18 protein-coding genes, 15 tRNA genes and 2 rRNA genes are annotated in these 21,360 nt (G+C 40.2%); 33 read left to right on the top strand and 2 right to left on the bottom strand.

The features are described from left to right. The 18 genes from EV282_RS16685 to EV282_RS16600 form a co-directional block, all read left to right on the top strand. A 23S ribosomal RNA gene (locus EV282_RS16685) occupies nucleotides 1-94 on the top strand; the annotation flags it as partial. A 67-nt stretch (nucleotides 95-161) separates the two neighbouring features. Continuing rightward, a 5S ribosomal RNA gene (gene rrf, locus EV282_RS16680) occupies nucleotides 162-277 on the top strand. A 9-nt stretch (nucleotides 278-286) separates the two neighbouring features. Continuing rightward, nucleotides 287-361, top strand: a tRNA-Asn gene (locus tag EV282_RS16675). A gap of 4 nt (nucleotides 362-365) precedes the next feature. Further along, a tRNA-Ser gene (locus EV282_RS16670) sits at nucleotides 366-457 on the top strand. A gap of 27 nt (nucleotides 458-484) precedes the next feature. After that, nucleotides 485-559 (top strand) — tRNA-Glu (locus tag EV282_RS16665). Between the two features lie 29 nt (nucleotides 560-588). Continuing rightward, nucleotides 589-664, top strand: a tRNA-Val gene (locus EV282_RS16660). Between the two features lie 161 nt (nucleotides 665-825). Next, nucleotides 826-902 (top strand) — tRNA-Met (locus EV282_RS16655). A 5-nt stretch (nucleotides 903-907) separates the two neighbouring features. Continuing rightward, nucleotides 908-983, top strand: a tRNA-Asp gene (locus EV282_RS16650). 42 nt (nucleotides 984-1,025) lie between these two features. Continuing rightward, nucleotides 1,026-1,101, top strand: a tRNA-Phe gene (locus tag EV282_RS16645). Between the two features lie 8 nt (nucleotides 1,102-1,109). Next, nucleotides 1,110-1,185 (top strand) — tRNA-Thr (locus tag EV282_RS16640). 82 nt (nucleotides 1,186-1,267) lie between these two features. After that, nucleotides 1,268-1,352: transfer RNA gene (locus EV282_RS16635), tRNA-Tyr, on the top strand. 28 nt (nucleotides 1,353-1,380) lie between these two features. Further along, nucleotides 1,381-1,454 (top strand) — tRNA-Trp (locus EV282_RS16630). 16 nt (nucleotides 1,455-1,470) lie between these two features. After that, nucleotides 1,471-1,546, top strand: a tRNA-His gene (locus EV282_RS16625). 9 nt (nucleotides 1,547-1,555) lie between these two features. After that, a tRNA-Gln gene (locus EV282_RS16620) sits at nucleotides 1,556-1,630 on the top strand. Nucleotides 1,631-1,658: 28 nt separating this feature from the next. Then, nucleotides 1,659-1,733 (top strand) — tRNA-Gly (locus EV282_RS16615). A 14-nt stretch (nucleotides 1,734-1,747) separates the two neighbouring features. After that, nucleotides 1,748-1,822, top strand: a tRNA-Cys gene (locus EV282_RS16610). A 25-nt stretch (nucleotides 1,823-1,847) separates the two neighbouring features. Continuing rightward, nucleotides 1,848-1,932, top strand: a tRNA-Leu gene (locus EV282_RS16605). 460 nt (nucleotides 1,933-2,392) lie between these two features. Next, nucleotides 2,393-3,079, top strand: a complete 687-nt coding sequence (locus tag EV282_RS16600) for a coiled-coil domain-containing protein (RefSeq protein WP_130296856.1) — start codon at nucleotides 2,393-2,395, stop codon at nucleotides 3,077-3,079. Between the two features lie 259 nt (nucleotides 3,080-3,338). On the opposite strand, the gene EV282_RS16595 is transcribed toward EV282_RS16600, so the two are convergent. Then, nucleotides 3,339-3,992 carry a B3/B4 domain-containing protein gene (locus EV282_RS16595; RefSeq protein ID WP_130296855.1) on the bottom strand — a complete coding sequence of 218 codons (654 nt, stop codon included), beginning with the start codon at nucleotides 3,990-3,992 and terminating at the stop codon, nucleotides 3,339-3,341. Nucleotides 3,993-4,071: 79 nt separating this feature from the next. On the opposite strand from EV282_RS16595, the gene queG reads away from it, so the two are divergent. The 5 genes from queG (at nucleotide 4,072) to EV282_RS16570 (ending at nucleotide 8,157) form a co-directional block, all read left to right on the top strand. Continuing rightward, nucleotides 4,072-5,217: a tRNA epoxyqueuosine(34) reductase QueG gene (gene queG, locus EV282_RS16590; RefSeq protein ID WP_130296854.1), complete on the top strand. Its 1,146-nt coding sequence runs from the start codon at nucleotides 4,072-4,074 to the stop codon at nucleotides 5,215-5,217. 59 nt (nucleotides 5,218-5,276) lie between these two features. Continuing rightward, complete coding sequence (locus EV282_RS16585) at nucleotides 5,277-5,813, top strand: methylated-DNA--[protein]-cysteine S-methyltransferase (RefSeq protein WP_130296853.1); 537 nt, start codon at nucleotides 5,277-5,279, stop codon at nucleotides 5,811-5,813. A 67-nt stretch (nucleotides 5,814-5,880) separates the two neighbouring features. After that, nucleotides 5,881-6,765: an amidase domain-containing protein gene (locus EV282_RS16580; protein WP_130296852.1), complete on the top strand. Its 885-nt coding sequence runs from the start codon at nucleotides 5,881-5,883 to the stop codon at nucleotides 6,763-6,765. A gap of 84 nt (nucleotides 6,766-6,849) precedes the next feature. Then, nucleotides 6,850-7,323 (top strand): tRNA (uridine(34)/cytosine(34)/5-carboxymethylaminomethyluridine(34)-2'-O)-methyltransferase TrmL, encoded by a 474-nt coding sequence (gene trmL, locus EV282_RS16575; RefSeq protein WP_130296851.1) that lies wholly within the window; start codon nucleotides 6,850-6,852, stop codon nucleotides 7,321-7,323. Nucleotides 7,324-7,587: 264 nt separating this feature from the next. Further along, complete coding sequence (locus tag EV282_RS16570) at nucleotides 7,588-8,157, top strand: DUF5366 family protein (protein WP_130296850.1); 570 nt, start codon at nucleotides 7,588-7,590, stop codon at nucleotides 8,155-8,157. Between the two features lie 217 nt (nucleotides 8,158-8,374). Here EV282_RS16570 and EV282_RS16565 read toward each other — a convergent pair whose 3' ends face one another. Continuing rightward, on the bottom strand, nucleotides 8,375-10,213 hold the full coding sequence (locus EV282_RS16565) for a transglycosylase domain-containing protein (protein ID WP_130296849.1): 1,839 nt from the start codon (nucleotides 10,211-10,213) through the stop codon (nucleotides 8,375-8,377). A 168-nt stretch (nucleotides 10,214-10,381) separates the two neighbouring features. Between EV282_RS16565 and EV282_RS16560 the strand changes: the two genes are divergently transcribed. From EV282_RS16560 to EV282_RS16520, 10 genes are all read left to right on the top strand, one after another. Further along, complete coding sequence (locus EV282_RS16560; protein WP_130296848.1) at nucleotides 10,382-12,277, top strand: PrkA family serine protein kinase; 1,896 nt, start codon at nucleotides 10,382-10,384, stop codon at nucleotides 12,275-12,277. Between the two features lie 191 nt (nucleotides 12,278-12,468). Then, the gene (gene lepB, locus EV282_RS16555; protein WP_130296847.1) at nucleotides 12,469-13,044 is read left to right on the top strand and encodes a signal peptidase I; all 576 of its coding nucleotides are present in this window, start codon (nucleotides 12,469-12,471) and stop codon (nucleotides 13,042-13,044) included. Between the two features lie 32 nt (nucleotides 13,045-13,076). Next, complete coding sequence (locus EV282_RS20375) at nucleotides 13,077-13,253, top strand: hypothetical protein (protein ID WP_165389509.1); 177 nt, start codon at nucleotides 13,077-13,079, stop codon at nucleotides 13,251-13,253. A gap of 195 nt (nucleotides 13,254-13,448) precedes the next feature. Continuing rightward, a complete protein-coding gene (yhbH, locus tag EV282_RS16550; RefSeq protein WP_130296846.1) occupies nucleotides 13,449-14,615 on the top strand; it encodes a sporulation protein YhbH in 1,167 nt (388 codons plus the stop codon). A gap of 438 nt (nucleotides 14,616-15,053) precedes the next feature. Then, entirely contained in the window at nucleotides 15,054-15,911 is an 858-nt protein-coding gene (locus EV282_RS16545) for a ComEC/Rec2 family competence protein (RefSeq protein ID WP_130296845.1), read from the top strand. 81 nt (nucleotides 15,912-15,992) lie between these two features. Then, nucleotides 15,993-16,658 (top strand): HAD family hydrolase, encoded by a 666-nt coding sequence (locus EV282_RS16540; RefSeq protein ID WP_130296844.1) that lies wholly within the window; start codon nucleotides 15,993-15,995, stop codon nucleotides 16,656-16,658. Beyond that, on the top strand, nucleotides 16,658-17,050 hold the full coding sequence (locus tag EV282_RS16535; protein ID WP_130297041.1) for a VOC family protein: 393 nt from the start codon (nucleotides 16,658-16,660) through the stop codon (nucleotides 17,048-17,050). Before EV282_RS16540 ends, EV282_RS16535 begins: the two co-directional genes overlap by 1 nt. 36 nt (nucleotides 17,051-17,086) lie before the next feature. Continuing rightward, a complete protein-coding gene (locus EV282_RS16530; RefSeq protein ID WP_130296843.1) occupies nucleotides 17,087-18,637 on the top strand; it encodes a bifunctional GNAT family N-acetyltransferase/carbon-nitrogen hydrolase family protein in 1,551 nt (516 codons plus the stop codon). 467 nt (nucleotides 18,638-19,104) lie between these two features. Continuing rightward, the gene (locus EV282_RS16525) at nucleotides 19,105-20,853 is read left to right on the top strand and encodes a phospho-sugar mutase (RefSeq protein WP_130296842.1); all 1,749 of its coding nucleotides are present in this window, start codon (nucleotides 19,105-19,107) and stop codon (nucleotides 20,851-20,853) included. Nucleotides 20,854-20,977: 124 nt separating this feature from the next. After that, entirely contained in the window at nucleotides 20,978-21,241 is a 264-nt protein-coding gene (locus EV282_RS16520; RefSeq protein ID WP_130296841.1) for a metal-sensitive transcriptional regulator, read from the top strand. The last annotated feature ends 119 nt before the right edge of the window (nucleotides 21,242-21,360 follow it).

Here is a 21,360-nt window from a genome sequence, read left to right as displayed (position 1 = left end):
AGACCCCTTAGAGATGATGAGGTTGATAGGTCTGGTGTGGAAGCGTGGTGACACGTGGAGCTGACAGATACTAATCGGTCGAGGGCTTATCCTTACAATTGTATGAAACGTTTGGAAACGTCGTATCTAGTTTTGAGAGAACATACTCTCTATATAATTGGTTCAGTGATGATGGCGAAGAGGTCACACCCGTTCCCATACCGAACACGGAAGTTAAGCTCTTCAGCGCCGATGGTAGTTGGGGGTCTCCCCCTGTTAGAGTAGGACGTCGCTGAGCCATACATATTCCACAGTAGCTCAGTGGTAGAGCTATCGGCTGTTAACCGATCGGTCGTAGGTTCGAGTCCTACCTGTGGAGCCATATTGGAGAGCTGTCCGAGAGGTCGAAGGAGCACGATTGGAAATCGTGTATACGGTCAACCCCGTATCAAGGGTTCGAATCCCTTGCTCTCCGCCAGATACATACTCTCTAACTTTAAATACTGGCCCGTTGGTCAAGCGGTTAAGACACCGCCCTTTCACGGCGGTAACACGGGTTCGAATCCCGTACGGGTCACCATTTTATACATAACCAACTTTATATTATATGGAGGATTAGCTCAGCTGGGAGAGCACCTGCCTTACAAGCAGGGGGTCGGCGGTTCGAACCCGTCATCCTCCACCATTAATTTTTATTCTTTATATCATCGCGGGGTGGAGCATGGAGCGCAAGCTTCTGTGAAATCACGACGACATGTCTCGACGGATACACTTCTAAGATAAATATGTAGAGGAAGAGACAGTCTATATCATACTCGGATACATCATCCGAAACTTTTATATCATCGCGGGGTGGAGCAGTCTGGTAGCTCGTCGGGCTCATAACCCGAAGGTCGCAGGTTCAAATCCTGTCCCCGCAACCAATTTTGGACTCGTGGTGTAGTGGTTAACATGCCTGCCTGTCACGCAGGAGATCGCCGGTTCGACCCCGGTCGGGTCCGCCATTTTTATTTTTTTGGTGGCTATAAAATACCAAGAATTATCTTGGCTCGATAGCTCAGTCGGTAGAGCAGAGGACTGAAAATCCTCGTGTCGGCGGTTCGATTCCGTCTCGAGCCACCATTTTTTTTGCCGGTTTAGCTCAATTGGTAGAGCAACTGACTTGTAATCAGTAGGTTGGGGGTTCAAGTCCTCTAGCCGGCACCAGTTTTTTCTTCCTGAATTGGAATAAAAAACGTATTGAAAATAGGTCGTAAATAACTTACAATAAAACCTGTCTTCATTTTGTGGAGGGGTAGCGAAGTGGCTAAACGCGGCGGACTGTAAATCCGCTCCCTCCGGGTTCGGCGGTTCGAATCCGTCCCCCTCCACCATTTTATTTCTTAGCATATTTATTCTTACAGGGGCATAGTTTAACGGTAGAACGAAGGTCTCCAAAACCTTTGGTGTGGGTTCGATTCCTACTGCCCCTGCCATTTAAATTATATTGTGGCGGTCGTGGCGAAGTGGTTAACGCATCGGATTGTGGTTCCGACATTCGGGGGTTCGATTCCCCTCGTCCGCCCCATTTATGTGTTGGGCTATAGCCAAGCGGTAAGGCAACGGACTTTGACTCCGTCATGCGTTGGTTCGAATCCAGCTAGCCCAGCCATTTTTTATATAGATGAATAAGATAATTTGCGGAAGTAGTTCAGTGGTAGAATACAACCTTGCCAAGGTTGGGGTCGCGGGTTCGAATCCCGTCTTCCGCTCCATTTGAATTTTATCTGGCGGCATAGCCAAGTGGTAAGGCACGGGTCTGCAAAACCCTTATCCCCCGGTTCGAATCCGGGTGCCGCCTCCATTCAAGTTTTAAAGAGCTTTACAATGCCGGTGTGGCGGAATTGGCAGACGCGCACGACTCAAAATCGTGTTCCTTCTGGAGTGTCGGTTCGACCCCGACCACCGGTACCATTACATACTAACTTTTAAGTCAATGCTAAACAGCATTGGCTTTTTTATTTTGCTTTAATGTGTTCCTGTCCATTTGTGAACCTCTTTCTTGTACACTGAATAGTTAAGTATAAGGGGGGAGAAACAAATGTATAGAGCGAGATCGCAGCTAGGAACGATCATAGGGTTTGTTTTAATCGCCGTTTGTATTACCTCTATTGTTTTTTTAGTTACTGATATTACCCGCTATATGAATGTGATTGAAATCATGATAGGTAGAATATTTTATTCCATAAGATTGATCCTGATTTTTTTATCGATCTTAATTATCTCAGTGGTTTTTCTTTTTAGAAATTATAGATGAGCAAGCGTTCTTACATATGTAGGAATGCTTTTTTTGTTTCATAAATCGTGACATAAAGTTTTACTAAGAAAATAAATTTAAGGAGTGATGTTTTTTTAAAAGGGGGATTAATACATTGTGATTAAAGAATTTTTTGATTTTAAAAAGCTAAAAAAAGAATGGATTTATTTTGGAGCAATCACCTTAGTGTTAGTTCTGGTTAGCTGGTATTATGCTCATGGATGGGGGTACAACAAAGCATCAATTATGTTAGATGGTAAAAAAATAACGGTTGATGAGATCGATGATGAGATAGAGAGTTTGAGGGATGATTTGGCTGCTATTGAAGAAGATGTAGCTGAAGCAGAAGAGGAACAGAGCAATAAACAAGCAGAATTGAGTCAAATGAGCACTGAGTATGACGAGGTTACCAGTATTATTAATCAAAGAGATGATGTGCAGAAAGAGTATGATAAACTCTCTAAGCAAGTGGAAGAAAAAAATGGAGAAATAAAAGCTCTTACTCAGCAGATTTCAGATAAACAAAAAGAACTCGACGTCATCACTAAAGGTATAATCGTTAAGAAGAAAGAACCCAGAGTATTGGTTGCTGGAGTTTTTATCGCGGGTAAAGATATACCGCCCGGTCGATACAAAGTTGAACCGAACAGGGGATCAGGAAATTACTTTGTGAACGACGGGGCAAAAGTAAACATCATCTTGGGAAAGGGTGATGACTTTTATTTGCCTGAATATGTGTTTGAATTGGATGAAGGTGATGAAATTGAAGCAACTTTGTCAGTCAAGTATACACTGGTTGAGTAAAATTTTTTAAAAGAACTTGTCATAAATTAAATACATGCTGCTTATATATAGAACAAGTTAGTTGTAGGTTTTAATGCAGGGCTTCGTTGACTCAATGAAGCCCTGCATTTTTTTGATAGGAGCATTGAAGGTGAAAGATAATTGCTATATTGAAACTTCCTCACGATATATTCACCAAACCACTCATTATATTCACCAAATCACTCATTATATTGACGGAACTACATAATTCGACACCCGACCTAAACTAAAAAACTGTTTAATTAACTTGAATCTCAGCCGTCCCGCCATTCACTTGTGTAAACATCTTAGCCATCGACTCCAACATTTCACGAGCTTCACTTTCATCCATGGAGGGCTGTAAATAAACAATATGTAGAGCATTCGCCACACTCTCATCCACCATCGTCCGCTTAGAATCGACGATAGGACTGCCAAACGCTCCAACAGAGTCTGCAGATAGCAACTTCCCCTCCATATTCATCTCACGGCCGTTCAGCCCTTCATATGTATCTTCAAAACCGCCGATCCTTACTTCAATATCGCCTTCAAGTTTATCAAGGTTATAAAGACCGATTGGTATGGCAAATCGAATAGAGAAGAAATTATTAACGTCTACACCTGAATTGATCGGAGGTAGCTCTTTTCCGCTTAAAACGCGGCGCAGCAGTGCTTCTGAAGCCGGTCGATAACGAGATGGATCAGTGCCAAGCTTTTTAAATACAGAACGGTATTCAGAAACACCCGGATAATCAGCGGCAGTTTTATCTTCCAGTTTTAAGGATTCTAGAAATAGCTGGAATCTGCCTTTTATCATTTGCGGAGACTCGCTAATCGCGATATTATGGTATGTAATTGTGCCTATTTTAAACTGCGGGACAAGCTCCTTTATTTTTGGAGAAATTGTAATCATAAGAGAACCCCGTTTCTTCTAAATATATACATGTAGTTTACCATACGAATCGAAAATAAATGTGAAAGGAGGGATATGTATGACAGGTGCCCAGTTGAAAGAAGAGATTGTTGCATATAGTAAAGAAATCGGAATAGATAAAATTGGCTTCGCTGATGCTGATGTTTTTGCTGAGTTAAAAGAAAGGCTCCGTATTCAGCAAGATCTTCAATACCAGTCAGGATTTGAAGAGAAGGACATTGACAAAAGAACAGAGCCGGAACGTCTTCTAACAGGAGCGTCCAGCATCATTTCGATCGCTCTTGCATATCCCTCTAAAATGAAAAATGCACCTAGAAGTACAAAAGGGGAGCGGAGAGGTATTTTTTGCAGAGCATCATGGGGTAAAGATTATCACCATATATTAAGAGAAAAGCTTGCACTGCTTGAGGCCTTTATTATAGAGAGAGTTCCAGATGCTAATATAAAATCTATGGTTGATACAGGAGAACTGTCAGATCGGGCTGTGGCCGAGAGAGCTGGGATAGGATGGAGCGCTAAAAACTGTGCGATCATGTCACCTGAATTTGGCTCCTATATGTATCTTGGCGAAATGATCACGAACATCGCATTTCCGGCAGATACCCCGATGGAAGATCAGTGTGGTTCATGCAATAAATGTGTTGAAGCATGTCCCACAGGTGCACTTGTACAGGGAGGACAGCTGGATTCATCAAAATGTATCGCGTTCTTAACCCAGACAAAAGGTTTCTTGCCAGATCAATACAGAGAAAAGCTGGGCAACCGTATATATGGGTGTGATACATGTCAGACTGTTTGTCCTGAAAACAAAGGGAAAGATTTTCATCACCACGCAGAAATGGAGCCGGACCCTGAAATTGCAAAGCCTCTTTTACAGCCTTTATTGACGATGAGCAATAGAGATTTTAAAGAAAAGTTTGGGCATGTATCCGGAAGCTGGAGAGGAAAGAAACCAATTCAGAGAAATGCGATTATAGCATTGGCCCATTTTAGAGAAGAAGCTGCAATACCTGATTTAGTCTACTTATTAAAAAATGATCCAAGACCTGTTATTAGAGGGACTGCTGCTTGGGCAATTGGGAAAATAGGCGGAAATGAAGCAGAATTAGAACTTTCATCAGCAAAAGAGCGCGAAAAAGACGATTTAGTGGCGTTAGAGATAGATAAAGGACTTAAAATGCTTCAAAATCAAGAAATTTCGTAATCGCATATCTTTAAAGTGTCCGATATAGTTAGGTCAAGTAATGAAAAGAAGGGATAATTATGTGTCAGATTAAAACGTTACTCTATTATGAAGAAATGGAAAGCGTAATCGGACCGTTAACGATCATTGCAACGGAGAACGGAATCTGCCGTCTCGATTTTGGTTCAATGGAGGATAACCTTCCATCTTTACGTTCATGGATGGCTAAGCATTTTATTAAAGGAGAACTTATTCATTCTCCTGAATATCTAGCAGATGCTGTTCAGCAATTAAATGCTTATTTTGCAGGCAACCTGCATGAGTTTAACATCCGCTATGATTTGTTTGGTACGGCCTTTCAGAAGAAAGTTTGGAACCAGCTAACGAGCATTCCTTATGGACTTACGTGTTCATATAAGGAAGTAGCTCAGGGAATTGGTGCACCTAAGGCAGTTCGTGCTGTCGGCAGTGCGAATAACCAGAATCCTGTACCTGTTTTTATTCCGTGTCACCGCGTAATCGGAAGTAATGGTGCACTTGTAGGATATGGCGGAGGATTAGACAAAAAAGAAATATTATTATCGATCGAACAGAATAGCTGCAAGAAAACATCATAGAGCCCTTAAAGGGTTCTTTTTTTTTACGTACCTCTCATATGTTAATAGAAGCAGGGAGGTATGTCTGATGTGGATGGAGACACTGAAACGTTATATTCAAAACCAGTCCCAATGGATGATACATGCGGATGCAGACGGAAGGGGCTTCTTTTTAAAAAATGAACAAGAAAGCTTTATGCGAAAAAAACAAATGTATACCGATAGAAAAGCATTTATCGTAAATAATCAAGCGAACGGGAGTGTATTACGGACTACAGAAACCGAAGATAAAATTCATGTAGACTATCTTGTTCATTATAGCTTTCTTATTAAACACGGATTTGATTTTTACGTAGAGGAAATGTCTCAAGAGAGACGTGCTATCTTTTTTCAAGATGGAGAAATGAAAAGTGATGAGCCTGTTAATGCTGAAGGCAATTATCGGGAACTGCCAAAGATCGAACGTGAGAATGAATCGATCGCACCGACAAAAGGAGGATATGACAGGCTGGCGGCCGTACGATATGCGGAACGCTGGTGGAACACGTTTAATCCTGCTTATAAATCTTTCGAGAACGACTGCACCAACTATATCTCACAAAGTATCCATGCGGGCGGAATTCCGATGACTCCGCAATCCATTAAGTCAAAAGGATGGTGGATGAGAAATAATTCCTGGAGCTACAGTTGGTCGGTGGCAAACGCGTTACGATGGTACTTAAGCGGTTCGAAATCAAGTCTGCAGGCTCAAGAGAAATCATCTGCCCACCTATTGCTGCCGGGTGATGTGATCTGCTATGATTTTGACGGAGACGGGCATTATCAGCATACGACGATCGTTGTAGCAAAAGATCCATCAGGAGAACCTCTTGTAAATGCGCATACAACAAACAGCAGGATGCGTTATTGGGGATATGAGGACTCAACCGCTTATACGAAAAGAATTCAGTATAAATTTTTTCATATTCTTTAAGTGAAAGCTCGCCATCTGGAGTGATATTCCTAAAAAAGTGCTATAATAAGTACTTGTTGGAATATTGTTTTTGAGGTGAGCTTTTTGGCTATACATGTTGTATTATTTGAACCACTGATTCCTGCGAACACAGGAAATATCGCACGTACATGCGCGGGTACTGGCACACACTTGCATCTTATTCATCCATTGGGTTTTTCGTTGGAAGATAAATATTTAAAGCGTGCAGGTCTCGATTATTGGGAGCACGTTAACATCCATCACCATGATTCCTTGGATGCTTTTTATAAGGAATATCCGGATGGCGAATTTTATTATATAACAAAATTCGGAGAACAGACGTATTCTGATTTTGACTATTCGGATTCTGAAAAAGATGTCTTCTTTGTTTTTGGAAAAGAAACGAAGGGGCTGCCGAGGGAAGTAATTGATTCAAACATGGATCGATGTTTGCGCATTCCCATGAACGATCATATTCGTTCGTTAAACTTATCAAACACAGCCGCGATTCTGATTTATGAGGCATTGCGCCAGCAAAGTTTTGGGGATTTAAAATAAGTGGAAATAAAAAAACGTCCTTATCAATGAGGGACGTTTTTGCTTCCATATGTATTATGGATTAGTTTTTTCCAGGACGATCGTTATAGCCTGCTGTAAAGATTGCAGACAGGAAGGCGAGCATCACGAGTAGGATGAGGATAAAATCCATCTGAACTCCTCCTTTGAAAGTAGTCTTATTCTTTCCAATCTCTCTCCCCATTATAAATGAAAACGGTTTTCATGTGAATGTATTTCTGCGAAAGTTTACAAATTGAGGGGGATATGAGTAACAGAATGAAGAAAAACGTTTATATGACGGGCTATCTCCCGTTATTTTCGATTATTTTATTTAGCTGTGGTTTTGCTATTTATATTGAACGGTTTGTGATAAAAAAGCTTAAATACTTTGGCGTTTACCAGGGGATGCTTGAACTGTTTGAAAGTCATGTCATCCATTTATCAGTGGGTTTTTGTTTGTTCTTATTATTTTTTATGATCTTTGCTGCTTTAAAACTTTTATCGGATGCACTGACTCATTTAAGTATGTTCTTTTTCTCGAAGGATACAGAAGGTGTGCTTCTGCAGCAGGGAAAAAGCGGCGGCTGGTTCTTCTTTAGCGGAGGAATGCTTGCGATTATATTAAATCACTCCATATTTCTGATGTTTATCGTGTTCATTGCCGCATCTCTCATTTATTTCTTTTATTTTCTTTTGAAGATCGGCTCCAGTTTACCAACGACAGGCATCATCGGCATGGTCTTTATGCATCTATTCTTCTGGACAGGCTTTGGTTTACTTGTTGTGTATACCGTATTGCGTTTGTATAATGCATTTGTAGCTTCAATTACATAAAAGCTTTGGATGGGTGACTTTTTGTCGGAGAATGTCGACCTGTGGTTATTTTTCATTTAGCGTGGGATTATTCAAATTGATCAAGGAATAATCCCTTTTTTCGTGGGATTATTTAAATTAAGCAAGGAATTAACCATCGCTGAATGAAGTTTATTGAAATTTAGGAGTGCATCTTAAGCAAAAACCCTGCTGCTTCACCAAGCGGCAGGGTATTTTTTCATTTATTATGTGCTTTTATCATAATATCTCGCCAGATCATGACTTCTGGGGAGGATCCTTCGATCGAGCGAAGACTTCCGGGTTTGTCACGGCCTACCCAGACGCCTGCTGTATACCGATCAGCCAGCCCCACGAACCACAAATCTTTAACATCGTTTGTTGTTCCTGTCTTGCCGCCTATGTAGTCCGAACCAGGAAATCGTGCATCCCGTGCGGTTCCAGAAATCGTAACCGCGGCCAGCATATCTCTCATCACAGCATTCGTTTCCGGCTTCCATACTTTAACCGGCTGCTCGTGCCACTCGTATAATACATTTCCATCTTTATCTTTTACAGAGGTTATCAGTCTAGGTTTCACGTACGTTCCGTTATTGGCGAATGCTGTATAAGCACTAGTAAGCTCAAGTGGTGAAAAGCCTTTTGAAAAACCACCAAGTGCTGAAGCAAGCTGATGGTCCTTCTGTTCAACTGCAGAAAACTGAAACGGCTTCAGGTATGAGAAAGCTCTTTCCACGCCTGTTTTCTTGACCGCCCGAACAGCTGCAGTATTGATGGAGCTAGCCATTGCTTTTTTTAAAGTGACTGTACCATACGTTGCGCCTCCATAGTTGCTGGGACAATAGTTTCCTTCACAAATTCGGGTTGCAGATATCATTGAATTCGGTCCAAGACCAAATACATCAATGTATGGGGCATATGCGAGAAGAGGTTTAATGGATGAACCAGGCTGTCTTTTTGCGTGGTAAGCCCGGTTAAATTCTTCAATTCCCACATTTTTTCCGCCGACCATCGCGACAATCTTTTTCGAAACATGATCAACTACAACGACTGAACCTTCAATTTCCTTATATGAAAGTCTTTTTTGAACAGCCTTCAACGCTTCTTCTTGCAGCTTTGAATCCAATGAAGATTCGATCACCGCACCGCTTATTAACAAATCATCCCGCTTTTTCGTTAACTGATCTTCACTCAACCCTTTATTTTCAGGAGCAGATAGGATTAATTCCAGAAGTTCATCTTTTACATAGCCGACGATCTCTGGGAAGGGTATGTCGTTCTTTGCAACATGCAAGTTAATCGGTTGTTTAATAGCAGCATCAAACTTGGATTGATCAATATAGCCCTCTTCTTTCATCTTGAGGAGAATCCATTCCTGCCTTTGTTTAGCGTTTGATAGATTTATTAAAGGATTATACATGGCAGGGTTATTTGGTATTGCAGCTAGGAGTGCAGTTTCACTCAAAGTAAGCTCTTTAGAAGGTCTACTAAAGTAATAGCGGCTTGCTTTTTCAATGCCATATATTCCGTTTTGAAAATAGATAGCATTGATGTATAGCTCCAAAATTTGTTCTTTAGAAAGCTGCTGTTCGATTCGATAAGAGATCAAAAGCTCTTTCAATTTCCGGTCATACGTGCGTTCGTGATTAAGAAAAAGGTTACGGGCCAGCTGCTGGGTGATCGTACTGCCGCCTTGCTCGATTCCGCCTTCTGAAGAGTTTGTTACAAATGCTCTTGCGATCGCTTTCCCGTCGATGCCATGATGCTCTAAGAAATTTTGATCTTCAGTCGCGATGAACGCCTGCCGGATGAGAATCGGGATGTTCTCATATGTAAGATGAATACGGCTTTCATCGCCTTTAAACTCATAAAGAAGTCCGCCGTTTTTATCCAAAAGGCGGCTGTTCTGTTCTAAAGAGATGCTTTTTGCATTAGCGAGTGTTCCTACTGCTGTTTGAAAAGGAATATAATTTTCATATTCATTCCGCAACCCCGTAAATGAGAGGAACACCACACTTAATAATATAAATACCGCAAAGATACCCAGCTTGGGATTCATGACTGTTTCTCCGTTCAATACAAATGATAAACATATTTTACCATGAAACGGTTTATACGAATTATCACTTTTTGAAATAAAAATCACTATTCAAACAGAATGATTACGGACATCCTCGCATAGAGTAGATTAACACTTGATGGAGCCAATACAATCAAGGAGGTACTCATGGATATTTTATCAAGAATCCAATTGCATCGAGAAGAAGAACAGCGTCTAGCCTGGGAAGGTACCTTCGCTGAATACCTTGATATTTTACGTGATCGGCCATTTGTAGCCCAGTCCGCGCATTCAAGAGTATACAACATGATAAAAGATGCTGGAATTTCAGAAAAAAATGGTCAAAAGGTGTATCATTTTTTCAGCGATCAGATCTTTGGATTAGAAGAATCAATCGAAAGACTTGTTGAAGAGTATTTTCACCCTGCCGCTAAACGCCTTGATGTCCGTAAACGTATATTGCTATTAATGGGTCCTGTATCGGGTGGTAAATCCACTCTTGTAACAATGTTAAAAAGAGGTTTGGAACAGTACACGAAAACACCAGAAGGCGCCGTTTATGCGATTAAAGGCTGTCCGATGCACGAAGATCCGCTGCATTTGATCCCGCAGCATCTTAGAAAAGAGTTTTATGATGAGTATGGTATTCGTGTCGAAGGAAGCTTATCTCCGTTAAATACAATGAGGCTTGAACACGAGTATGACAACAGAATTGAAGATGTGATGGTCGAAAGGATCTTCTTCTCAGAAGACAAACGTACTGGTATCGGAACGTTCAGTCCATCTGATCCAAAATCACAGGACATTGCCGATTTAACGGGAAGTATCGACTTCTCAACGATCGCGGAATACGGATCAGAATCAGATCCTCGAGCCTATCGTTTTGATGGAGAACTGAACAAAGCGAACAGAGGAATGATGGAGTTCCAGGAGATGCTGAAATGTGATGAAAAGTTCTTATGGCATCTGCTTTCACTTACACAAGAAGGCAACTTTAAAGCGGGCAGATTCGCTTTGATCTCTGCCGATGAATTAATCGTCGCTCACACGAACGAATCTGAGTACCGTTCTTTCATTTCGAATAAAAAGAACGAAGCACTGCATTCAAGGATTATTGTTATGGGTGTGCCTTATAATCTGAAAGTATCACAGGAAGAGAAGATTTATGCAAAGATGATCAGTGAGAGTGATATGTCTCATGTTCACATTGCTCCTCATGCACTGAGGGTAGCGGCTACTTTCTCCGTACTGACACGATTGAAAGATTCAAAGAAACAGGGTATGGACCTTCTTAAAAAGATGAGACTGTATGACGGTGAAATTGTAGAAGGCTTCAATCATGTTGATCTCGAAGAACTGAAGAAAGAGTTCTCTGATGAAGGAATGTCAGGTATCGATCCGCGTTATGTAATCAACCGAATTTCATCTGCCATTATACGTAAAGAAACGCCTTCCATCAATGCTTTAGATGTATTACGGTCACTAAAAGATGGTCTCGATCACCATGCTTCCATCTCTAAGGAAGATAAAGAAAGGTTTATCAACTTTATCTCTGCTGCCCGTAAAGAGTACGATGACATTGCGAAAAAAGAAGTTCAAAAAGCATTCGTGTATTCGTATGAAGAATCAGCTAAAACACTTATGGATAACTATTTGGATAATGTAGAGGCATATTGCAACAAGAATAAACTTCGCGATCCGCTCACTGGAGAAGAGATGAGCCCGGATGAAAAGCTGATGAGGTCTATCGAAGAGCAGATTGGGATCTCTGAAAACGCGAAAAAAGCATTCCGTGAAGAAATACTTATCCGTATCTCTGCATATGCAAGAAAAGGGAAGAAGTTTGATTACAATTCACATGAACGTTTAAGAGAAGCGATCCAAAAGAAACTTTTTGCAGATCTGAAGGATGTTGTGAAGATTACAACTTCTTCAAAGACTCCTGACGAATCACAACTGAAAAAAATCAATGAAGTAATAGCTCGTCTTGTCGATGAGCATGGCTATAACACAACTAGTGCCAACGAACTATTGCGCTATGTTGGAAGCTTGCTGAATCGATAAAATGCAGAACACACCCTAAGACACTGATAAGGTCTTTCAGGGTGTGTTTTTTTACACTAAAATAGGGAAAACTAAAGAAATTCTGATGAATTAATATACATTCATTTTTACTTTAAAAATATTGACCTTGTAATTGCTAACTTAAAAATGGTAAATTGATACTAATAAGCTAACTAAAGGAAGTGAGCTGTATGAGCTCGGCTCGAAAAGAAAGAAATGGACTGCTGGATTGGATTAAAGCGATTGGAATTGCACTCATTCTTGCTATTATTATAAAAAAGTTTTTGATTGAGCAGTATGTTGTATACGGTGAATCGATGATGCCTACCATTCAGAATGGCAATCGTCTTATCGTTAATAAAATCGGCTATGAGATCGGAAGCCCTGAACGATTTGATCTTATCGTGTTTAAAGCTAATCCGAAAGAAGATTATATTAAACGGGTAATAGGATTGCCAGGTGACCATATCGCATACAAAGATGACAAACTTTATATTAACAATAAGCCGGTAGAGGAACCTTATCTAAAAGAATTTAAAAGATTTGCAGGCAACCGTACACTGACTGGGAATTTTACTCTTGAAGAAATCACAGGACATGATACAGTTCCTAAAGGAAAGATCTTTGTTCTTGGTGATAACAGGCTGCATAGCATCGACAGCCGCCATATAGGCTTCGTAGAAATGAATGATATTGTTGGAGAAGCCAATATTCGTTATTGGCCAGTTGATGAACTAAGAGTTTTTAACGGTTTTAAAAAGGAATAAATGGGGAAAATTTCATTAAGAGGTGAATCCCTATGACAAAATCAAATAAAGAAGAACCTAAAAGAAAAAACAGTTCTATGGCATCAAATTATGAAGAAATGAAAGAACACGGAAAAGTAATGGAACATGTTTCTACAAATGAAGAAGTACGTAAAAGCGGCAAGACACCTGACCCTAAACAGCACGAAAAAAAGGAATATAAGAAATAATGTGCAAGCTCTCTTTTCGATTTTGGAAAAGAGGGCTTTTTTTATCGCGAAAGTTTAGCAATTCTAGTGAGTACTTGCATAAGATAGAGTAACCAACCCTTTTTTCTAATAAAAGCGGATTAAAAGGAAACACGATATGCCCCGGGTTGATCAAGAAAAGCAGCATTGACTCTTGCTGCTCTGGAGGGGAAAACGATGAGCGAACAGGATAAGAACAATTTTGTTGTGTCCCAGGAAAATTGGTCCCTCCACCGAAAAGGATATCAAGATCATCAAAGGCATATGGAAAAAGTGCAGGAAGCCATTAAAAACAACTTGCCGGATTTGATAAGCGAAGAAAATATCATTTTATCCAACGGACGTGATGTGATCAAGATTCCGATCCGTTCAATGGATGAATACAAAATCCGATACAACTACGACAAAAACAAGCACGTAGGCCAAGGTGACGGAGATAGCCAGGTGGGGGACGTAGTAGCCAGAGATGGACGTGCCGGACAAAACGGCGCAGGAAAAGGAAAAGGTCCAGCGGGTGATAAGCCAGGAATGGATTATGCAGAAGCAGAAGTTTCCATACTGGAACTTGAAGAAATGCTGTTTAAAGAGCTGGAACTGCCAAACCTTAAGCAAAAAGAGCAAGACCAGATCGTTTTAGAAAAAATTGAGTTTAATGATGTACGCAAAAAAGGCTTAATGGGTAACGTTGATAAAAAAAGAACGATACTGACCGCATTCAAACGAAATGCACTGATTGGAAAACCAAGTGTAGCCCCTATTCATAATGATGATTTGCGTTTTAAAACCTGGAACGAAGTGATAAAACCAGAATCGAAGGCTGTTGTTCTAGCGATGATGGATACATCCGGGTCTATGGGAATATGGGAAAAGTACATGGCGAGGAGTTTCTTTTTCTGGATGACGCGGTTTTTACGGTCTAAATATGAAAAAGTAGAAATCGAATTTATTGCACACCATACAGAAGCAAAAGTAGTTTCTGAAGAAGACTTTTTTAACAAAGGGGAAAGCGGCGGGACGATCTGTTCATCAGCTTACCGAAAAGCGCTGGAACTCATTGAGACGAAATACTCGTCTAACCGTTTTAATATCTACCCGTTTCATTTTTCCGATGGTGACAATCTGACAAGTGACAATGCGAGATGTGTCAAGCTCGTACAGCAGATCATGGAACACTCAAATATGTTTGGATATGGAGAAGTGAATGCTTATAACCGTCACTCCACATTAATGAGTGTATATAAAAATATGGATAATCCTAAATTCAGCCATTATATTTTAAAAGAAAAAGCAGATGTTTACCACGCTATGAAGAGCTTCTTCAAAAAAAGTGAGATCACCACATAATTTAGCCACCCGCCATCCATGTATTGGATAGCGGGTTTTGTTGTTGAAACAAGCGTAATTACATATAACTAAGGATAAGATTTTGTGAACGATTTTTTTGATTCCCTTTCTTGACTCTTCTCTAAAAGATTGTTTTTTTAAATATTATTTATATCTTCATCGACAAGTTGACTGTAGTGCAAGGTGCGTGCCTACCACATGAGAAGCTTCTCGCAAGGCATGCGACGAGGAAACTCACATCGGAAGCATTTACTAGTAGACGAAGGAGCAAGAATACTTACCTGAAGCGGGACAGGTGAGACCCCGCAGGCTTAAATAGCCGAGGAGGCTCACCGCCCGCCCCGCGGAAAGCGAGCATCCTGGAACGGAAGTCAACCGGTTCAAAGAGCAACAAAGTTTGTGAAAACAGCGTAACCAAATAATAAAGGGGTGTGAAGTTTGATCAAATATAACAAATCAACGGCATCCGTCATTTGCTTCTTACTTGTATTGATACTTATACCAGGAAAGACTGCACATGCCGACTGGTTTGATCCATTAAAAATCCACTTTTTAGATGTCGGACAAGCCGACTGTATACTTGTAGAAGCACCGAACGGACAAACGATGCTGATCGACGGGGGCGATGAGCATGATGCAGAAGAAATTATCACCTACCTGAAACGAGAAGGCATCACCCATTTAGATATTGTAGTAGCCAGTCACCCGCATCATGATCATATCGGTTCATTAGATGATGTAATTCGAGCATTTCCAGTCAGTGTTCTTTATATGCCTAACCTGCCATATGATACGAAGTACTACCATGACCTTTTCCGTGTGATCAATGAAAAACAAATTCCAGTAGACCGTGCAAAAGCAGGCGTCCATTTTAAAATGGGGTTTTCAGTAAAGGTTGAAATGCTTGCACCAAAAGGATCGTATTACAAACACATAAATGATTATTCAGCCGTTATAAAGATCCAGCACGGAAAGAAGAACTTCTTGTTGATGGCAGATGCGGGTGCAGAGGAAGAAAAAGAAATTATGAGCCGCGGTGGCGTAAAGGCGGACGTAATAAAGATTGGTCACCATGGTGCAAACACCGGATCATCAATGGAGTTCTTAAAAAAGGTAAAAGCTAAAACAGCTGTAATCTCTGTAGGGAAGAACAACCCCTATCAGTTTCCATCCAAAGAAGTTTTATATAGGCTGAACAACAGAAAGATGACTGTCTACAGAACAGATCAGCTAGGGGCTATCATCGCAACAAGCAACGGGAAGAAAATCATGTTCAGAACCAATGCGCTGCATTAACTGTCAAAACAAAATCTGTTTTCTTGCGTCTTTATTAAAAGTTTAAGAAAATAAATAAAAACGCGGTTAGGATGATTAGTAATGATTAAAGCGCTAGTCTTTGATTTTGATGGTACGATTTTGGATACTGAAACTCAGCATTACCACGCATTTCAAGAGATGTATAAAGAACATGGAAGTGAGCTGCCTTTAGAAGTGTGGGGAGAATGTATAGGAACTCATTCTGGCTTCAACCCTTACGAATACTTAGAAAAGCAAATCAATAAAAAGCTGAATCATGATGAGTTAAGGACTAAGAAAACCGAACGTGCATTAGCCTTGATTAAAGAACAAAAACCGCTTCCTGGAATAGAGAACTATCTAAGAGCAGCAAAAGAGTTAGGTTTAAAGATAGGGCTGGCATCCAGCTCCTCTCGAGAATGGGTATCAGAGCATCTAGAAAGAATCGGTCTTGATCATTATTTTGAGGTGATCAAGACAGCTGATGATGTAGAAAAGGTCAAACCTGATCCAAGTTTATATATAAAAGCCGTTGAAGAACTAGGTGTTAAACCTGAGGAAGCAATTGCTTTTGAAGATTCAGTTAACGGTTCTACAGCTGCAAAAAAAGCAGGTCTTTATTGTGTTGCGATTCCAAACCCGGTAACGAGGCATATGCAATTTGACGAAGTCGATCATCAGATGGAGTCGATAGCAGAACTTGAACTGGCTGCACTCATTAAGCTTGCTGAACAACGAACGATATGATCAAAGTTCAGGGGATCAATCATATTACGATAAAAGTTTCGGAATTAGCGAGAGCGGCGCATTTTTATCAAGAAATTTTAGGTGCAAAAATCGTGCATAAAGGGAATACAGATGTATACTTAGACATTGGCGGGGTCTGGATCTGTTTAATTGAAATCAAAAAAGCAAAACCTAAACAAAGAGATCAAATCGGTGTAGATCATTTTGCTTTTTCTGTTTCTAAAGCTGATTTTATTGAAGTCTCGGAATACCTCAAAGAAAAACAAGTGATTCTATCCAGGGGGCCGATTGAACGAGGCGGAGGCTGGACCATCAGCTTTCTTGATCCTGACGGCAATGAACTGGAATTGTATACAGGTTCTCTTTATGAGCGTATGAAAAATTGGAACTAAAGTGAAAGAGTAAAGCAGGTTAGAGGAGTGGAATAGATGAGCGAGATCGATGTTTCAAAATTTGAGAAAAAGATAGAACTACGAAATATACAATTTGAGGATATTGATGAAATTTTAAAACTGCAAAAGGTATGCTTTCCAGGAAACATGGAACCTTGGGAGCGCGATCAGCTGGAGAGCCACCTCCGGATATTCCCAGAGGGTCAATTTTGTGTAACGTATGAAGGCAAAATCGTTGGAAGCTGTTCGAGTCTGATGGTGAATTTCGATGAATATGATGATAAGCATACATGGGATGAGATCACAGACAAAGGCTATATTACAAATCATGACCCCGAAGGTTTTAATTTGTACGGGATTGAAGTAATGGTTCATCCAGAATACCGTCGTATGAAAATTGGAGCTAGGCTTTATGAAGCACGCAAAGAGCTGGCTGAACAAAAAAACTTGAAAAGTATTATCCTTGGCGGCAGAATTCCAAACTATCATAAGTATTCAAAAGAAATGACACCAAGAGAATATGTTCGTGAAGTGATACAGCATAATATTTATGACCCTGTATTAACATTCCAACTGATGAATGGTTTCACGATCATGCGTTTAAATAAAAGCTATTTGCCGGATGATAAGCAGTCTAAAGCATATGCCACATTAATGGAATGGAACAATGTTGATTACATTCCGAATAAAACGAAGAAATATTTTAAAACAAGTGAACCAGTAAGGATTACCACTATCCAATACATGATGAAATCAATCGATTCCTTTGAAGATTTTGCAACGCAAGTAGAGTATTATACGGATGTTGCTTCAGATCAAGGTTCAGATTTTGCTGTTTTTCCTGAATTGCTTACAACACAGCTCTTATCTTTCTGTGAAGAAAAGAGCCCAAGTTTGGCGATTCGTAAATTAACAGAATTCACGGAGCAGTATATCGAATTGTTCACGAACCTTGCTGTTAGATACAATGTGAACATCATCGGGGGATCGCATTTTGTTGAAGAAGATGGCGACATATACAATGTAGCGTATTTGTTTAGAAGAGACGGTACCATCGATAAGCAATATAAACTTCATATCACACCAAATGAACGAAAATGGTGGGGAATCTCTGCTGGGGATAAAGTACAAGTATTTGATACGGATTGCGGTAAAGTTGCTATCCTTATCTGTTACGATATCGAGTTTCCTGAATTATCCCGTATTGTTACAGATCAGGGTGCTAAGATTATCTTTACACCGTTCTGTACAGAAGACCGTCAAGGATACCTGCGTGTGCGATATTGTTCCCAAGCTCGTGCCATTGAAAACGAAATCTATACAGCGATTGCTGGTACAGTAGGAAACCTGTCACAGGTAGAAAACATGGACATCCAATATGCCCAGTCAGGTATCTTCACACCTTCCGATTTCTCGTTCCCAAGAGACGGTATTGTCGGAGAATGTCATCCGAATATCGAAACGGTAGTAGTAGGTGATGTGGACCTTGAAATTCTGAGAAGACAGCGTAAAACAGGCAGTGTTACCCTGCTTAGAGACAGACGACTTGATTTATATAGTGTGATCCAAAAAGATAAAAGTAAATAAACCGTTTTCGTAATTTTTGTGGCGATTGGAAGATGTTGATTTCCGCTCCAGGACCGCGGGGCGTGCGGTGAGCACGCAGGACAAGGAAGGCTTCGGCAGCGTTACATCGCACGAAGAAAATGTGATTTTCATTTTCGAGGAGGCTCGCACCTTTCGCTCCTATCAACTTTCGATGAAGAGAATAACAAATGAGCGAAATGATCAATCCTATAGAAAACATCCATTAGAAAAAATCAATTAAGTAAATGCGGCAAGCTTTAAAAGCTTGCCGCATTATTTCTATTTCTCGGGAAATAGTACGAATCGTGTCGGGACTAAGAGCATTTTAAGAAGAGATTTTATTTTTTATGATGAAAACGGTATAATAAAGGCCGTATTTAATAGATAGAGCAGGAAATAATCGATTAAAATCGAAACTAAAGAGAACAAATATTTAATCAGCTTCAAAAGAAAAAGGAGGCAGTATAATGTCCTGGGAGAAAACATATGAAAGATGGATACAGCACGAAGCACTTGAGCAATCTTTAAAAACTGCATTAGAAGGAATTAAAGATGACAGGACAGCACTAGAAGACTGTTTCTATAAGAACCTAGAGTTTGGCACAGGAGGAATGCGCGGGGAAATTGGTCCTGGTACAAACCGGATGAACACATATACAGTTCGTAAAGCATCTCTTGGATTAGCTCATTTTATTATGGAGCAAGGTGAAAAGGCACAAAAACGTGGCGTAGTGATCGCTTATGATTCAAGACACCAATCACCTGAATTTGCGATGGAAGCAGCAAAGACTTTAGCCTCAAATGGTGTACAGGCATATGTTTTTGAAAGTTTAAGACCTACACCTGAGCTTTCTTTTGCCGTTAGATACTTAAAAGCGTATAGCGGGATTGTAATTACTGCGAGTCACAACCCACCAGAATATAACGGTTATAAAGTATACGGACCTGATGGCGGACAACTGCCGCCTAAAGAAGCAGATGAAGTAATCCAAAAAGTGAATGCAGTAGAAGATGAGCTTTTAATAGATGTAAAAAATGAAGATGAATTAAAAAGTTCAGGTCTAATCGAAGTGATCGGTGATGAGATTGATCAAGCCTATATGAAGCAGCTGACTAAAATAAGCTTGAACCGTGATGTTATTAAAGAAATGCATGATTTAAGCATTGTTTTTACTCCGCTTCATGGAACAGCAAATATTCCAGTAAGAAAAGGACTCGAGCAGCTTGGGTTTACGAATGTGACAGTTGTCAAAGAGCAAGAGCAGCCTGATCCAAATTTTTCTACAGTAAAATCTCCTAATCCTGAGGAACATGCTGCATTTGAACTCGCTATTCAGTATGGAAAAGAAAATGATGCAGAAATCCTTATGGCGACTGATCCAGATGCAGACAGAGTTGGGATTGCAGTGAAAAATAACCAAGGTGAATATGAGATCTTAACAGGAAATCAAACGGGAGCCCTCATGCTGGAATACATCCTTTCTCAGCGTGAAGAAAAAGGCAGCCTCTGCCCTAAAGGTATCGTATTTAAAACCATTGTAACCTCAGAATTAGGCCGTGTTATTGCTGAATCTTATAGTATAACATGTGAAGATACATTAACAGGATTTAAATTTATCGGTGAAAAAATTAAAGAATACGAAAAGAGCGGAAAACATTCTTTTATTTTCGGGTACGAAGAAAGCTATGGTTCATTGATTGGCGACTTTGTGCGAGATAAAGATGCTGTACAAGCATGTTTAATGGGTGCAGAAATGGCTGCATATTATAAGAAACAAGGCAAAACGCTTTATGATGCCTTAACAGATGTTTATGAAAAGTACGGTTATTATAAGGAAGGACTTGAATCACTGACGTTAAAAGGCAAATCTGGCGCTGAGCAGATCGTAAACCTGCTTGCTGGATTCAGAGCTGATATGCCGGTTGAAATAAACGGCCAAAAGCTAGCTGTTACGGAAGATTATCATGCAAGTATCCGTTATACTATAGATAGAGATACGAATGATGATATAGTTCTTCCGAAATCAAATGTACTTAAATATACGTTAGCTGACGGATCGTGGTTCTGTGTAAGACCTTCAGGTACTGAGCCGAAAATTAAGTTTTATTTCGGAGTACAGGCTGAATCAAACGAGAAAGCCAACCAAGCTTTAGCTTCATTAAAACAGGCAGTCATGGATTTGGTTCATAAAAGAATGCAAAAGGTGGCACAATAATAAAAATGAATGGCTGTAGGCGATACCTGCAGCCGATTTCATTCTTTTCAACACAACGTTTGACATTAAAATTAGTTTGATGTAATATACCCCTATAGGTATTTTATGAAGAGGAGGTGCTGATTTGGAATACACACAAGAAATGAAAAATCGTCTAAGAAGAATTGAGGGGCAAATTCGTGGTGTCTTGCGTATGTTAGAAGAAGAGCAAGATTGTAAAGCCGTTATCACACAGCTTTCTGCTTCACGAACTGCTATTGATCGTACGATTGGATTAATTGTCGGCACGAACCTTGAACAATGCTTGCGTGATCAAATGGAGAATGGAGAAGAAATGAACTCCGATCTTGTAAAAGAAGCTGTGCAGCTTCTTGTGAAAAGCCGCTAATATCTGTCATAAGCATCGTCTGTTGACAGATTCTCTTTTATCATTTAATATACCCCTATGGGTATTTAAAAGAAGAGGTGACAGTTCTGGATATTACAGAAAAAGCAATCGCGTTCATT

Origin of the sequence: Fictibacillus sp. BK138 (assembly GCF_004216955.1) — a bacterium.
Taxonomy (GTDB): Bacteria; Bacillota; Bacilli; order Bacillales; family Fictibacillaceae; genus Fictibacillus.
Note: the sequence above shows the minus strand (reverse complement) of the source record. Positions and strands in the feature narration are given on the sequence as shown.